Genomic DNA, 14,026 nt, shown 5'->3' on the forward strand with positions numbered 1-14,026 from the left:
CATTCGAGTACAATCGTACAAACGAGACAAGCAGCTTAAGAAATTTCGGAAAGGGGCCAAAACGTAGTTTTATCCTACTTTTCTTCCCTTTCCAACTGTAGCGTATCTATTGAACCACTACAGTTAATGTAACTGTTTACCATCCTCCGCGAACTAATTATTGCCATCTAATAAATTATTACTCCATCTAGTAAGTTATCAGGGGTAACTGCTTGATTTTAAATCGCTTTATCTCGAGTTTGAGCTGTTTAAATTCCTTTTGTAAATCTTACCTTTTATGAAATCAAATTATCTACCTCCAGGCCTTCGTCTCCTTAAATCCTTCCTGACGACCTGCTTCATTCTCGGTTTCCTGGGTAGTTGTACTGTACTGGACCATCGCCCTGATCCCATCACGTATCTGGTTAGCAGCGAATTGGTGACTGAAGTGACCAAAGAAGAACTGGCTCCCCGATTGGCGGCTTTAGGACTACCACCGCAGCTTCTTCAGCAACCGCAAGTAGGGGCCGGATCGGTGCTGCTCTTCGATATAAGTGTTTATAAACTGGTTTACAGAACAAGAAACCTGCTTGGACAGGAAGTAATGGCTTCTGGCGCGCTGATCGTTCCGAAAACGCCCGCCCAATTGCCAATTCCTATGATCAGCCAGCAACACGGTACCATTTTCACGAATGAGGAGGCTCCTTCCAACTACAAACCGGCCAGTGAGGCTTACCGGGCCGCTTCGATATTTGCGGCCAATGGGTTTATCATGGCTTGCCCTGATTACCTGGGCTTTGGCGTTTCGGGCGATCCTAAAAACCCGCTTAATCTGTTGCTGCATACTTATGAACACCGTTCCAGTCTTGCCCAGGCTAGTCTGGACATGCTTCGGGCATCTCGAGAGTTTGTTCAATCCAAGAACATCAACTGGGACAGTCGTTTGTTTTTGACGGGTTATTCTGAAGGTGGTTTTGCTACCATGTCCCTGTATAAAAAGATGCAGGATGAGGTACCAGCTGAGTTCAACCTGAAAGCCGTAACGGCAGGGGCAGGGGCTTATGATAAAACCAGTTTCACCAAGGATTTGCTGAGCAAGCCATCTCACGGAATTGCGTATTACAACCGCACGTATTTGTGGGTGCTGCTGACCTATGACCGGCTTTACGGGCTCAACCGGGCACCGGAAGAGTACTTTGTTGAACCCTATCTGACGGAGATCAAAACCAAGGGATTGGGAGCGGAGCTGAACGTAAGTTTCGATCAAATTTTTAAACCGGAATTCAAAGCGGGTGTTCTTAACGGCTCTGATACGAAATTTCTGGCCGCTTTGGCGGATAATGATGTGTATGACTGGAAGCCGGCCAAGCCTTTGCAGCTTTACCACGGAATGGCTGACCCGCAGGTCTTCTACCTCAATTCACTGCGTGCTTATGAAGCCATGAAAGCCAGAGGGATGGATGTGCCCGTTCAGTTGATTTCAATTCCAGGTGGGGATCACCAGACGAGTTTACCAACCTATATCTGGGGAACGTATGGATTTATTCAGGCCAACCTCAAGTAATAGTCTGCTAGTGCATAAAGACGTATCTGGTGTAAGCCCAAAAGACCCCGCCGACCGGCGGGGTCTTTTGGTTCAAATCGGTTGATGCGTACCAACCGGTTAGTGCTTCGTCATCTGTTTCTACCTGGGCTTAGTTACTCACCACAATTGGCGTAAGGGGAGATGAAAGTCGGCTTTTGAATGGCTAATAAGGAGGTTAGCGCGTAAAGCAGGAAAATGATGGACACCGTTTGTATAAAAGGCGGAGGAAGGCTCATCAACATGGACAAACCCGGGTAAAATAACAACCCGATCAAAACCGTAGCATTCTCCAGGAACGCGGCAAGCCATAGGCCTTTTTTCAAAAAAAGCTCGTTTCGAATGGGGGGATGGGTTAGCAAGGGGCGCACGACGGCTGCCAGGCCTGCTGTTTTGCACCGTACGTACAGAGGGGCTTTTTCTGAACGAACCAATAAGGCGAGGCAACTTCGATCAGTTTATACCGTGATCAATCGGAAAACCATCACACAACAGGCTAGATTTCCGATTGATCAGGAAGTTGTATTAGCTCAAAATTTTTCGGCAAAATTCAAGGCACTTGCTTACCTCGGCGACTGAGCTGGAACCCGGTGGAACCTGATACTCCAGCTCGATGGTGGCCGGAAAACGGTATTTGTTGCTTCGCATCAGTCCCAGTACTTCCGTTAGCGGAGTATTGCCCTGACCCCACGGTAGATTCCCTTTACCGTTGGCCGGAGTCTGACGGTCTTTAATGTGCATACTTGAAATTCGGTCGTGTTTTTGCCGGATCAATCCCAGTGGGTCGGGCTGTCCGGCGGCTACGTAGTGCCCCAGGTCGAAATTCATGGCGTTTCCCGGCGATTGATTGAGGGCGGTGTCCCAGAATGTTGGGGTCTGCTGTTCATGGCCGTGGTAGCCAACCCGCAAACCGTGTTTCTGAGCGCTCTGACCCAGTTTGAGCGTATGGGCATCATTGGCTGGGTGTTCGAGGGTAACCTGATTGGCTCCTAATACCTTGGCGGCCCGCATGCCGTAATCAATTTCTGCGTCGGAGGCCTGTAAGCCAAAAGCGTCGGGTTTGAAACCGTAGATACGCACGCCAGCCTGGTTGAATAGTTTCCGAACCTGCTCAAACTTGGCCATCGGAGCTTGTTGCCGCCAGTTGGCCAGCTCGGTCCGGTACGCCTTTATCTGCGCATCGGCTTCGGCCAGGGTCTTTTGTTCGTCATCGGTCAGGGTCTGCTTTTCCCGGCGTTTTCGCATGAGTGGAGCTAACGACCGCATATCGACCGTATTTTTGGGTGCTCCTGCAAACGACTCTGCGGGGCCTCCCATCAATTCCACGGCGCTGATTCCGCTGTCCAGAATGTACTTCAGCGTAGCTTCGGCGCTTTGATCGGGCATATCGCGGAAGGAATAGGTAATGACCCCCACCTGTACGCCATTGATCAGGGAATTTGGTTTGTTGAGATTCCGGATCAGGGCCGGAGTACCAAACAGGTTACTGGTTTTGAGGAAGGTCCCGGTGGCTAAGGCAACGGAGGTTCCCAGAAATCGACGACGGCTAGGGTTGGATTTCATAAGGTTTAAGAATCGATGGAGTAGAATTGATAGGTTCGCTCACTCAGGTAGTAAAGCAAAATAATTCATTTTTTACCGTATCCGGCTGTCTATAAATTATCCTTCTCCCCGGTAAGCATAAACAGAGCAGATGACTTCGCTGGCATAGCGCGGAAAAGTACGGTTTCTTCGTCTGGCTGCCCGGCTGCATATAGAAAAGGAACCACACCTCTGATCAGGGGTCCCTTTGTCATTTCTAACCCAATTTCCTGCCTTATTTCAATTCAGTGATCCATTTTTGAATAACCCAGCTGGGATAGATTTATCTTTTTGGATTAGTATTTTGCAAATAATTATTGCTGAATTGATACAATAATGTTGAATAAAACCATTTATTTCTGGTTTAGCTAAATAGTTTAATTAAACGATTAAATTTATTGGTTAATTACTTGTTTGTTACAATTTCCTGTAACACATTTGCAGCATGGGAAGCAATGCAAGTGACATAGGAACTGAAGAGAAAATCAAGGAAGCGGCTAAGGAGGTCTTTCTGGAAAAAGGGTTCGATGGTGCTACCATGAAGGATATTGCCAATGCGGCCGGTATGAACAGCGCACTAACCCATTATTATTTCCGGAGCAAGGAAAAGTTGTTCTGGCGGATATTTGAAGATTTGTTGCGGGTTTGGATGGAGGCTGTCCGGACCACCCTGGACAAACCTGTGGGGTTAAAAGAAAAAATTGTCGAACTGGTCGAGACTCAGTTCGAGTTTCACCAACAAAACCCCGGTATCATCCTCTTTCTGATCAACGAATCCCAGCGTGACCCCGAATCGCTGATTCAAAGAATGTGCGTTTCACCCGGGTTGTACGAATCGTATTTTTTCAAGCAGGTGGAAGAAGCCGTGGAGCACCAGGAAATACGCCCGGTCAATCCGCTCCTCCTGCTTTCCATGGTATTTTCCTTTATCAAACAATCCATTGCTGGTAAAACATTGTACAAGCATGTATTTAACCTGGATGAAGCGGGCTTCGTGGCCCATTCACTGGAGAACAAGAAAGTGTTTCTGGAGATGATCCTTTCGTACCTGTATAAAACAGATTGCCACTGATCCGGAAAATTAGGGGCTTGGCGGTACAGAATCGCCGGTTCAGCAAATAATAAGGTGAAAAAAGTGAGTTGCCGATTACCTTTCGACCAGTAACGTTGGGGAAATGGTTTTGAAAGGATTGTTCTGATAACCTGACAGTAACCGGCGGAACGGTGAGTCCAAGAGCCGTTGCGTAACTTTATTAACATAAACGATACTTGCCAGGTAACAGAGGAAGATCGCCCCATATTATGACACCAATGAATTCATGAGAAAAAAATTGCACAACAAAGTTGCGGCCTATCAGGACGTAGCTGTGGCTAAAGCAAAAGGAATCTATCCTTATTTCAGACCCATCGAATCGGGTCAGGACACCGAAGTACTTATAAACGGGAAACGGGTTCTGATGTTTGGATCCAACTCGTATCTGGGTTTAACCAACCATCCGGTGGTGGTGGAAGCCGCTAAAAAAGCAACGGAGAAATACGGAACCGGGTGCGCGGGCTCCCGATTCCTGAACGGAACGCTCGATATTCACGAAGAGCTGGAAAGTCGGCTGGCCACTTTTACCGGAAAAGAGGCTGCGGTTCTTTTCAGCACGGGTTACCAGGCTAATCTGGGGGCGTTGTCGTGCCTGACGGGCCGGAACGATTACCTGATTCTGGATGAAAGCAACCACGCATCCATCATCGATGGCAGCCGATTGTCTTTTTCCAAGGTGATCAAATACGCCCACAACGACATGGACGATCTCTGGAAAAAGCTCAGCCAGTTGCCGGAAGAGGGCATCAAGCTGATTGCAACCGACGGGATTTTCAGTATGGAGGGCGATATCGTCAAATTGCCATTGCTCAATCAGATCGCCACGGAATTTGACGCGACGGTTCTGGTCGACGATGCGCACAGCCTGGGTGTCATCGGTCGGCAGGGAGCTGGCACGGCTTCCCACTTCGGGTTGACGGATACCACGGATATCATCATGGGTACATTCAGCAAATCGCTGGCGTCGCTGGGCGGTTTTATTGCTAGTGATGCCGAAACGATTAACTACCTGCGGCACCGGGCACGGTCGTTGATTTTCAGCGCCAGTATGACCCCGGCGGCCGTGGCCAGTACCCTGGCGGCTCTGGAATTGATTGTATCAGAACCCGAACACATCGAACGGTTGTGGGCCAATACGCAATATGCCAAGGATTTACTTCTTGGAAATGGGTTTGATCTGGGCCCTACGGAAAGTCCGATTATGCCGGTTTATGTTCGGAATAATGAACATACCTTTTTGATTACCAGGATATTGCAGGATCAGGGTGTTTTCGTCAATCCCGTGGTCTCGCCCGCAGTACCTCCGCAGGATTCGTTGATTCGCTTCTCCATTATGGCTACCCATACATTTGCCCAGATTGAAGAAGCTGTTGACAAACTGGCCCGGGCCTACCGGGAAGTTAAGCAGGCCTTCATCCCCGAGAGTGTATGAAGCGCATTGTGCCCGTTCAGTCAAAAAAGGAGTTAACACAGTTTATTGATTTTCCGCATAGCTTATACGAACATGATAAAAACTATGTACCGGAGATTTTTATTGGGCAGCGGGATCTGTTGACCCCGGGAAAGCACCCTTTTTACGAGCACTCAACAGCTCAGTTGTTTCTGGCGTTTGACGACCAACGGATTGTCGGACGAATTGCCGCTATTCATAACCGGAATCATAATGCGTTCACGGAGCAAAATGACGGTTTTTTTGGCTTTTTCGATTGCATTGACGACCAGGAAACGGCCGATTTGTTGCTTAAAACCGCAGCAGATTGGCTGAAGCAAAAAGGGCTCTCCCGCATGGTTGGCCCCACAAACCCGACAACCAACGATGTGTGTGGGGTGCTGGTCGAGGGGTTCGATCGGCCGCCGATCGCCATGATGCCGTACAATGCACCTTATTACGGGACACTTTTGTTGAACGCGGGACTGCGGAAAAAAACGGATTTGCTGGCGTATGAGCTAAACGTGGCCTCGGCCAACGAGCGATCGCTGAAACTACTGGATACGTTACAGAATCGCCTGAAGCGCAGCGGAATTGTGATTCGAAAGGTGAATCTGAGCGATTTCAAAAACGAGGTGCCCAAAATACGGGAGGTGTACAACAAAGCCTGGGACAAAAACCTGGGGTTTGTGCCCATGACGGACAGCGAATTCGATTACCTAGCGAAAGACCTCAAAATGATCCTGGATCCGAACTTTTGTCTGGTGGCCGAAAAGGAAGGGCAGGTAGTCGGGTTTATTCTGGGTATTCCGGATATCAACCAGATTTTGATTAAGAATAAACGAGGACGGTTGTTTCCACTAGGAATTTTCCGGTTGCTGACACAACGCAAATCAATCACCCGCATTCGGGTGCTGACGTTGGGCGTGCTGGAAGGCTACCGCAAACTGGGTATTGAAGCCTGTCTGTACGCGTCGGTGATCAAAAACACCTACGGGACGAAAATAACGGGCGGTGAATGTTCGTGGATGCTGGAAGATAATTACCTGATGAACCACGCCATAGAACAGATCAACGGGGTGCTGTACAAACGGTATCGGTTATACGAGAAGGAGGTATGAACAAGCGGGTCTTGATTACGGGGGCAAACGGTTTTATCGGGTATCACCTGGTGGAAGCCGCAAAAAAGGCCGGGATGGAGGTGCATGCTGCGGTGCGGAAATCGAGTGATGTAACGCAGTTGAAGGGACTCAACCCAACGCTGGTATATCCTGATTTCCGGTCGAAAGAGTCGTTGCTGACGCTTCTGGAAGAAGGGCAGTATACGCACATCATCCATGCCGCCGGGGCAACCCGTGCGAAAGACGAAAAAACGTACAACGAGATCAATGCGGAGTATACCCTTCGGCTGGCGCAGGCGGCCCGGATGGTTTCGGTACCGCCAAAGCGGTTTGTTTTCATGAGCAGCCTGGCAGCGTTGGGACCCTTGTCGTACACGGAAGAACAACCCATCACCGAAACGACATTGCCCATACCGCTCACCAGTTACGGCAAGAGCAAGCTGCTGGCCGAAAAATACCTGGCCGATGTGACGGATTTACCCATCACCATCATCCGCCCGACGGCGGTATACGGCCCCCGCGAAAAAGATTTGTTTATCCTGTTTAAGACGTTGTCTAAAGGGCTGGATCTGTACATCGGGCGTCGTCCGCAGCGGCTCAGTTTTGTGTATGTGAAAGATCTGGTCAGGGTGACTTTGACGGCACTGGAACAGAACCATACCGAAAACCGGGTGTACAACATTTCCGATGGCGAGTCGTACAGCCGGTACGCCCTGGCCGATTTGTTTCGGAAGGTGAGCGGTGCCCGGTCCTTTCGTTTCCATTTGCCCGTAGGGCTGATGAAATTAGTTGCCAGTATCCTGGATGTAGGTTACAAATTTTCAAGAACAACACCGGTATTGAACCCGGAAAAACTTCGGGAGTTGACCGCTCCCAACTGGATCTGTAGCATCGAGGCCGCGCGCCGGGATCTGAATTACCGCCCGGATTATGATTTGAAGCTGGGGCTGGATGAGACATTGCGGTGGTACCGGGCCAACCGATGGCTTTAATAACTCAATGAATACAACTGGAAGTGACTGGCCATGGCCACTGCCGTAATCAGTACTAAAATGTTACAATCAATTACTAAAAATGGAGCCTTACTTTTCGGACTTTTCCTCTTTTTTACCGGAATAGCAACGGCTCAGACAACCGTGGTGAAAGGTGTCATTACCGACGCCCGAACCGGAGAAGGCCTGCCTTTTGTCAGTGTCTTGATACCCGGTACCACCATCGGGACATCCGCCGATGCCGACGGAAACTACAGCCTGACCGTGCCGAGCAACCAGAAACGGATTAAGTTCACGTATGTTGGATACATCAGTCAGGAAAAAACCGTTACCCCGGGCGCAACTCAGGTCGTCAACATCAAGCTGGCCGTGGATGCCACGCTGCTGAAAGAGGTGACGGTAAAAGGAAAGGCCCACTACCGGAATCGGGATAACCCGGCCGTGCAGCTGATCCGGCAGGTTATTGCCAACAAAGAAAAGAACCAGCGGGGCAATTACGACTACGTGGAATACGAGCAGTACGAAAAAATATCGCTGGCGCTGAGCAATCTCTCTGAACGCTTCCGGAATCGCCGGATCTTCCGCAACTACCAATTCCTGTTTACCGAAGCTGATTCGGCGGCCAACGATGGCAAAAACCGCTTGCCGGCTTACCTGGAAGAGAAACTTTCGCAGGTGTATTTTCGCAAGGCACCGGCCGCTCGAAAACAGCTGATAAAAGCTCACCGCCGGGCTGAATTCGACCCTCGTTTCGTCGATAACAAAGGATTGAGTAAATACTTTAACCGGCTTTACGAAGACATCAACATTTACGATAACAATATTTCTGTTGCTACGAACCTGTTGCTGAGCCCCATTGCCAACAACGCACCCACGTTCTATAAGTTCTTCATCCGCGATACGGTGAAAACCCAAACCCCTTGGCTGGTGGAACTCGGCTTTGTGCCTCGCAACAAGTCGGACCTGCTGTTTGAAGGGAAACTTTTTGTTACCCTGGATGGCAATTATGGCGTTCAGAATGCGTATTTGACGGTCAATAAGGAGATTAATCTCAATTATTTGCAGGATCTGGAAGCGTTCCTGGAATTTGAGAAAAGCCCGGACGGACGGTATCACCCGAGCAAGGCTACGTTGGCCATGGAGTTTTCGCTGGGGAGCAACACCCCGGGCGTATTCGGACGGCGGGTGGTCAACTATGCACAGTATCAGATCAATCAGGAACGTCCGGATGACGTATATAGTGAATCGTTAGAAAATCTGGCGACTTTGCCGAACGCCAATTCCAGCGAAGCTTTCTGGGACACAATCCGCCCGGTACCGCTGGAGAAAAGCGAAATCCGGATTTACCGCAACATCGATACGCTGCAAACGATTCCTTCGTTTCGTCGGACAATGAGCTACGCAACCATGTTTATTGCGGGTTTCAAGCCGGTCGGTCCTGTGGAAATCGGACCGGTGAATACCTTTTATAGCTTCAATCCCGTCGAAGGGTTCCGACTCCGGTTTGGCGGACGGACGACGACGGATTTTAGCAAGCGCATGTACCTGGAAACGTACGCAGCATACGGGTTCAAGGATGAAAAGTGGAAATATTTTCTGAGCGGGACCTACTCGATCAACAACCAGTCGGTTTATGCCTTTCCCCTGCACTATGTCCGGGCCAGTTTTCAACGAGACACCAAAATTCCGGGTCAGGACCTGCAGTTTGTGCAGGAAGACAACTTCTTGCTGTCGTTCAAACGGGGAGATAACAACCGTTGGCTTTACAACGACGTATACCGGATGGAATACATTCGGGAACTGGAAAATCACTTTTCGTACAAAGTTGGCTTTAACCAATGGGCCCAAACCCCGGCGGGCATTCTCGAATACATTCCGGTGAATCAGGGGGAGAATGTGCTGCAAAGTCAGAAGCTGACCAATTCCGAAGTCAATCTTGAACTCCGGTATGCCCCCCAGGAACAGTTTTATCAGGGGAAATTATACCGGGTTCCCATTGTCAATAAATACCCGATTTTTACCTTCCGCTACGGCGCGGGGCTGCGGGTACTGGGAGGAACCAACGAGTACCACAACTTTTCGGCGAACGTCTTCAAACGCGCCTACCTATCTCAGTTTGGCTACATGGATCTGACGGCCGAAGGCGGGTATATTCTGGGGAAAAACATTCCGTTTCCGTTGCTGACGGTTCACCGGGCAAACCAGACGTATGCCTACCAGCTGAATTCGTACAACCTGATGAACTTTCTGGAGTTTGTCAGTGATCATTACGCCAGCGTCAATGTGCAGTACTACCTGAACGGTTTTCTGTTTAATAAAATACCGTTGCTCAAACAGTTGAAGCTCCGGGAGGTTTTCAGTTTCAAGGCGCTGGCGGGCGGGTTGCGTGATGAAAACCATCCGGACAAAGCCACCGACGTCTACCGCTTTCCCGTCGATGAGCAGGGGCGCTCTATCAGCTATACACTGGGGAGACAGCCGTACATTGAGGGAAGTGTCGGAATTGCGAACATTTTCAAACTGCTGCGGGTCGATCTGGTGAAGCGTTTTACGTACCTCGATCACCCCGGCGTTTCGGAATGGGGTATTCGGGCACGGTTTAAGTTTGATTTTTAACGGTCTGTTAATCAGGTCGAAGACGCCAAATAGTAAGAGGATGAATTACGCGATAATTGCCGCTGGTGAAGGATCACGGCTGGCTCAGGAAGGATTTCCGTTGCCCAAACCGATGGTCAGTCTGCACGGAGAGCGATTGATTGACCGGTTGATTGGGATTTTCAACCAAAACCGTCCGGAAACCATTCGGGTGATTATCAACGAGCAGTCGCCGTTGCTGGACGACCATTTGGCGGCCCTGCGCGAACAATTTCCGCTTGACGTTGTCCGACAATCTACCCCGAGTTCTTTACACAGTTTTCACGCCCTGTTAAAAAACGCTCCCGATCTGGAAGCGGTGTGTCTGGCAACAACCGACACGGTTTTCCGGGAAGACGAGTTTGGGGCATTTGTCAACGAATTTGAAAATCATCCCGAACTCGACGCGCTGATGGCCGTCACCTCGTTTGTCGACGACGAAAGTCCGTTGTTTATTTCCACGACACCAGATCAGCTGATTACGGGTTTTACCGACGCGCAAACTCCGCAAAGCCGGTTCGTGTCCGGCGGCCTTTACTGCCTGCGTCGGAAAGCGCTCGAAGCGGTTGACGAGGTGATCGAAAGCGGGACCAGCCGGATGCGGAATTATCAGCGGTATTTACTGGAAAAGGACTTGACGGTCCGCGCCTTTCCGTTCTCCAAAATAGTGGATGTCGACCATGTGCAGGACATCCGAACGGCGGAGCTCTTTTTGAGCGAAGCCAACTGATTCATACAATTTATCATTGATTACTACCTAAGACGTTGAAGTTACTTGGAATATACCGAAACCAGAAGTTTTCACCGAATCACATTGGAAATGATGACGCGATTTTTTCATTGACTGCTCAGGCACTCGAAAAATTGGGAAACCAGGTTCGAATTTTCAGTGAAGACGATTTTCTGGAGCAGCACACCGTATCGGAATCGTACATTTTCACGATGGCCCGGCAAAAAACCGTGGTGCAGAAGTTACAGGCTATTGAAACGGCCGGAACCGTGGTCGTCAACTCCGGATTTGGCATCGAAAACTGTTTTCGGATCAACATGCACAAGGCGCTGGAAGCAAGCCAGATACCCGTTCCCCGCAGTATTATCGTGTCGACCTCGCCGGTCGACTATGAGCAACTGGACCAATGGCCAAATAAAGGATTCTGGATCAAGCGGGGCGATTTCCACGCCATACACCGGGAAGATGTAACGTTTGTCAGAAGCCTTCAGGAAGGGCGGGAAATGCTGCGCGAATACGCCCGGCGTGACATTCCGGAAGTGTTGATTTCCGAACACTTGGCGGGCGATCTGGTCAAGTTTTACGGCGTTCGCGGGACCGATTTCTTCTTCTGGTTTTATCCGTACGAACATAATCACCATAAGTATGTTGAATATGAGGCAATAAACGGTAAATCACACCACCATTTGTTCGATGAAGCGGACTTGCAGAAAGTAGCAACGGCTTCGGCAGCCGCGTTGGGCGTTTCCATTTACGGCGGTGACGCGATCGTGGGCAAAGACGGTTCATTTCATATCATTGATCTGAACGATTGGCCCAGTTTTGCGCCCTGCCGCCAGGAGGCTGCCAACGCCATTGCGGATGTATTGAATCAGAAATTTACTCAATCCGTGTTATGAATTCCCTGAGCAAGAAAACCGCTGTACCCGAAGAGGCCACGAATAACGCCTTTCAAAACTCCCTGAAGTCGTCGGATACCGAAGAAACCATCGACATCTGGTTTTACCGGCCCATTGGCTTTCAGCTGGCCCGGTTTTGTGCCTGGTTGGGCATTACGCCGAATGCGGTGACCATCATCAGTATCTTTTTCGGAGTTGCCGCCGGAATTCTGTTTTACGACCAGTCGCTGGCGGTGAACGTAATCGGGATGCTATCGCTGGTGTTTGCCAATATGCTCGATAGTACCGACGGCCAGCTTGCCCGGATGACCAACAACAAAAGCCGTCTGGGCCGGATTCTGGATGGGGTCGCTGGCGACTTCTGGTTCATTTCCATCCACGTAGCCATCTGCCTGCGGAGCATGAACGAAGGCTGGTCGGTGCTGATCTGGGTGCCGGGGGTATTGGCGGGCGTGTCGCACGTGGTGCAGTCGGCGATGGCGGATTATTACCGAAACGTCCACCTGTTTTTTATTAAAGGAACGTCGGGCAGCGAACTGGACAACAGCCGTGAGTTGCAAAAAGAATACGACCAGCTCTCGTGGAGTCGAAACTTCGGAATGAAATTGGTAGCTCGCAATTACCTCAATTATACCAAGTTGCAGGAACGGTTTTCGCCCAATTTGCAGAAGCTGCTGGCCGTTATTCGGCAGAAATTCCCGAACGGCTTGCCGCCGAAGCTGGTGGTTGATTTCCGGGCGCAGAACCGTCCACTGATGAAATACACGAATATTGTGCAATTCAATACGCGGGTGTTGTTCCTGTTTCTGTGGCTGTTTATCGACCAGGCCTGGATTTATTTCTTTTTTGACATTTTTATTCTGAACCCCATTCTGATTTACATGTGCGTGAAGCAGGAGAGTGTCAGCCGTCATTTTTACCAGCAGCTTCAAACCACTCGGGAGGATGAGTACAAAACTATATAAAGCCCTGTTTTTTGCGATCGGCATCGGTACGCTGATCTACATGATGTACGTCATGGGGTTTGGCGTCATCTGGCTTAATATCACCCAAACCGGAATCTGGTTTTTGCCGGTGGTGGGCAGCTGGCTCGTGATTTATGTGCTAAATGCACTGGCTTTCAACGCCATCATTCAGGAGCCACACCGGCCGGAGACCAACCTGCCGTTCGGGCAAGTGCTGCGCATCACCATCGCCGGTTATGCCATCAATTACATCACGCCCTTCGTGGCATTGGGGGGCGAACCGTACCGGATCATGGAATTAAAACCCGCGCTGGGTGTGCGCAAGGCGAGTTCGTCGGTCATTCTCTACAGCCTGATGCACATGTTTTCGCACATTGTTTTCTGGCTGGTTTCCATAGTGCTGATCGTTGCTTTTCTGCCCTTGACAGACGTGATGCTCTGGGGCTGCGGAATTTTGCTGACGGTCGGATTGGGGTTGGGCTACTGGTTCATTCGGGTGTATCAGAAAGGGTTTACCGTCAGCACGGTTCGGTTGCTCGAAAAGCTGCCGATCCTGGGCAAGAAGGTGCAGGCGATGGCGCAGGACAAAGCGGAAACCCTCCAGGAGATCGACCACCAAATCCGGATTTTGTACGCCGACCGCAAACCGCGCTTCTACGCTTCGTTGTGGCTGGAGTTTGCGGGCCGGGTGGTGGGCTGTCTGGAAATTTATTTCATTGCCCGGGCCATGAACCTCGATATGTCAGTCGTTGAATCACTGATTGTCAGTTCGGGGTCGTCGTTGTTTGCCAACCTGATTTTCTTTTTCCCCATGCAGCTCGGCACGCGGGAGGGTGGTCTGGCGCTGGCCCTGCGGTCCATTGGCTTACCGGCAGCAAGCGGTGTTTTTATCGGTGTGGTGATGCGCATCCGGGAATTTGTCTGGATTCTGATTGGCCTGGCCTTGCTGAAAACCGTTCGGCCTAAAACCGTACCCGAACCCGCCGAACTCATTACCAACGAATGAATGACCCACTGAAAC

General features: G+C 50.1%; 12 protein-coding genes. 10 read left to right on the plus strand and 2 right to left on the minus strand.

Features of this window, described 5'->3' with window-relative positions; translation table 11 throughout:
• The first annotated feature begins 277 nt into the window (after nucleotides 1–277).
• Entirely contained in the window at nucleotides 278–1,543 is a 1,266-nt protein-coding gene (locus ACYVH9_RS23585) for an alpha/beta hydrolase family protein (RefSeq protein WP_460638875.1), read from the plus strand.
• 134 nt (nucleotides 1,544–1,677) lie between these two features.
• On the opposite strand, the gene ACYVH9_RS23590 is transcribed toward ACYVH9_RS23585, so the two are convergent.
• The gene (locus tag ACYVH9_RS23590) at nucleotides 1,678–1,887 is read right to left on the minus strand and encodes a hypothetical protein (RefSeq protein WP_460638876.1); all 210 of its coding nucleotides are present in this window, start codon (nucleotides 1,885–1,887) and stop codon (nucleotides 1,678–1,680) included.
• A gap of 199 nt (nucleotides 1,888–2,086) precedes the next feature.
• Nucleotides 2,087–3,124 carry a sugar phosphate isomerase/epimerase family protein gene (locus ACYVH9_RS23595; protein WP_460638877.1) on the minus strand — a complete coding sequence of 346 codons (1,038 nt, stop codon included), beginning with the start codon at nucleotides 3,122–3,124 and terminating at the stop codon, nucleotides 2,087–2,089.
• Nucleotides 3,125–3,587: 463 nt separating this feature from the next.
• On the opposite strand from ACYVH9_RS23595, the gene ACYVH9_RS23600 reads away from it, so the two are divergent.
• The 9 genes from ACYVH9_RS23600 to ACYVH9_RS23640 all read left to right on the plus strand — a co-directional run bounded on the left by ACYVH9_RS23600 (nucleotide 3,588) and on the right by ACYVH9_RS23640 (nucleotide 14,011).
• Entirely contained in the window at nucleotides 3,588–4,214 is a 627-nt protein-coding gene (locus tag ACYVH9_RS23600; protein WP_460638878.1) for a TetR/AcrR family transcriptional regulator, read from the plus strand.
• Nucleotides 4,215–4,461: 247 nt separating this feature from the next.
• Nucleotides 4,462–5,667, plus strand: a complete 1,206-nt coding sequence (gene spt / locus ACYVH9_RS23605) for a serine palmitoyltransferase (RefSeq protein ID WP_460638879.1) — start codon at nucleotides 4,462–4,464, stop codon at nucleotides 5,665–5,667.
• A complete protein-coding gene (locus ACYVH9_RS23610) occupies nucleotides 5,664–6,785 on the plus strand; it encodes a hypothetical protein (protein WP_460638880.1) in 1,122 nt (373 codons plus the stop codon). Before spt ends, ACYVH9_RS23610 begins: the two co-directional genes overlap by 4 nt.
• A complete protein-coding gene (locus ACYVH9_RS23615) occupies nucleotides 6,782–7,777 on the plus strand; it encodes an NAD-dependent epimerase/dehydratase family protein (protein WP_460638881.1) in 996 nt (331 codons plus the stop codon). The genes ACYVH9_RS23610 and ACYVH9_RS23615 overlap by 4 nt, the downstream gene beginning before the upstream one ends.
• A gap of 60 nt (nucleotides 7,778–7,837) precedes the next feature.
• Nucleotides 7,838–10,393 carry a DUF5686 and carboxypeptidase-like regulatory domain-containing protein gene (locus ACYVH9_RS23620; RefSeq protein ID WP_460638882.1) on the plus strand — a complete coding sequence of 852 codons (2,556 nt, stop codon included), beginning with the start codon at nucleotides 7,838–7,840 and terminating at the stop codon, nucleotides 10,391–10,393.
• A gap of 40 nt (nucleotides 10,394–10,433) precedes the next feature.
• Complete coding sequence (locus ACYVH9_RS23625; RefSeq protein ID WP_460638883.1) at nucleotides 10,434–11,141, plus strand: NTP transferase domain-containing protein; 708 nt, start codon at nucleotides 10,434–10,436, stop codon at nucleotides 11,139–11,141.
• A gap of 35 nt (nucleotides 11,142–11,176) precedes the next feature.
• Nucleotides 11,177–12,040: an ATP-grasp domain-containing protein gene (locus ACYVH9_RS23630; protein ID WP_460638884.1), complete on the plus strand. Its 864-nt coding sequence runs from the start codon at nucleotides 11,177–11,179 to the stop codon at nucleotides 12,038–12,040.
• Nucleotides 12,037–13,005 (plus strand): CDP-alcohol phosphatidyltransferase family protein, encoded by a 969-nt coding sequence (locus ACYVH9_RS23635; RefSeq protein WP_460638885.1) that lies wholly within the window; start codon nucleotides 12,037–12,039, stop codon nucleotides 13,003–13,005. Before ACYVH9_RS23630 ends, ACYVH9_RS23635 begins: the two co-directional genes overlap by 4 nt.
• Entirely contained in the window at nucleotides 12,986–14,011 is a 1,026-nt protein-coding gene (locus ACYVH9_RS23640) for a lysylphosphatidylglycerol synthase transmembrane domain-containing protein (protein WP_460638886.1), read from the plus strand. Before ACYVH9_RS23635 ends, ACYVH9_RS23640 begins: the two co-directional genes overlap by 20 nt.
• The last annotated feature ends 15 nt before the right edge of the window (nucleotides 14,012–14,026 follow it).

Source organism: Larkinella harenae (assembly GCF_054780515.1).

Excerpts from the sequence above, each read along its gene's own strand:
- ACYVH9_RS23585 (WP_460638875.1), top strand. The coding sequence starts at position 278 with ATGAAATCAAATTATCTACCTCCAGGCCTTCGTCTCCTTAAATCCTTC.
- ACYVH9_RS23595 (WP_460638877.1), bottom strand. The coding sequence starts at position 3,124 with ATGAAATCCAACCCTAGCCGTCGTCGATTTCTGGGAACCTCCGTTGCC.
- ACYVH9_RS23600 (WP_460638878.1), top strand. The coding sequence starts at position 3,588 with ATGGGAAGCAATGCAAGTGACATAGGAACTGAAGAGAAAATCAAGGAA.
- spt (WP_460638879.1), top strand. The coding sequence starts at position 4,462 with ATGAGAAAAAAATTGCACAACAAAGTTGCGGCCTATCAGGACGTAGCT.
- ACYVH9_RS23610 (WP_460638880.1), top strand. The coding sequence starts at position 5,664 with ATGAAGCGCATTGTGCCCGTTCAGTCAAAAAAGGAGTTAACACAGTTT.
- ACYVH9_RS23615 (WP_460638881.1), top strand. The coding sequence starts at position 6,782 with ATGAACAAGCGGGTCTTGATTACGGGGGCAAACGGTTTTATCGGGTAT.
- ACYVH9_RS23620 (WP_460638882.1), top strand. The coding sequence starts at position 7,838 with ATGTTACAATCAATTACTAAAAATGGAGCCTTACTTTTCGGACTTTTC.
- ACYVH9_RS23625 (WP_460638883.1), top strand. The coding sequence starts at position 10,434 with ATGAATTACGCGATAATTGCCGCTGGTGAAGGATCACGGCTGGCTCAG.
- ACYVH9_RS23635 (WP_460638885.1), top strand. The coding sequence starts at position 12,037 with ATGAATTCCCTGAGCAAGAAAACCGCTGTACCCGAAGAGGCCACGAAT.
- ACYVH9_RS23640 (WP_460638886.1), top strand. The coding sequence starts at position 12,986 with ATGAGTACAAAACTATATAAAGCCCTGTTTTTTGCGATCGGCATCGGT.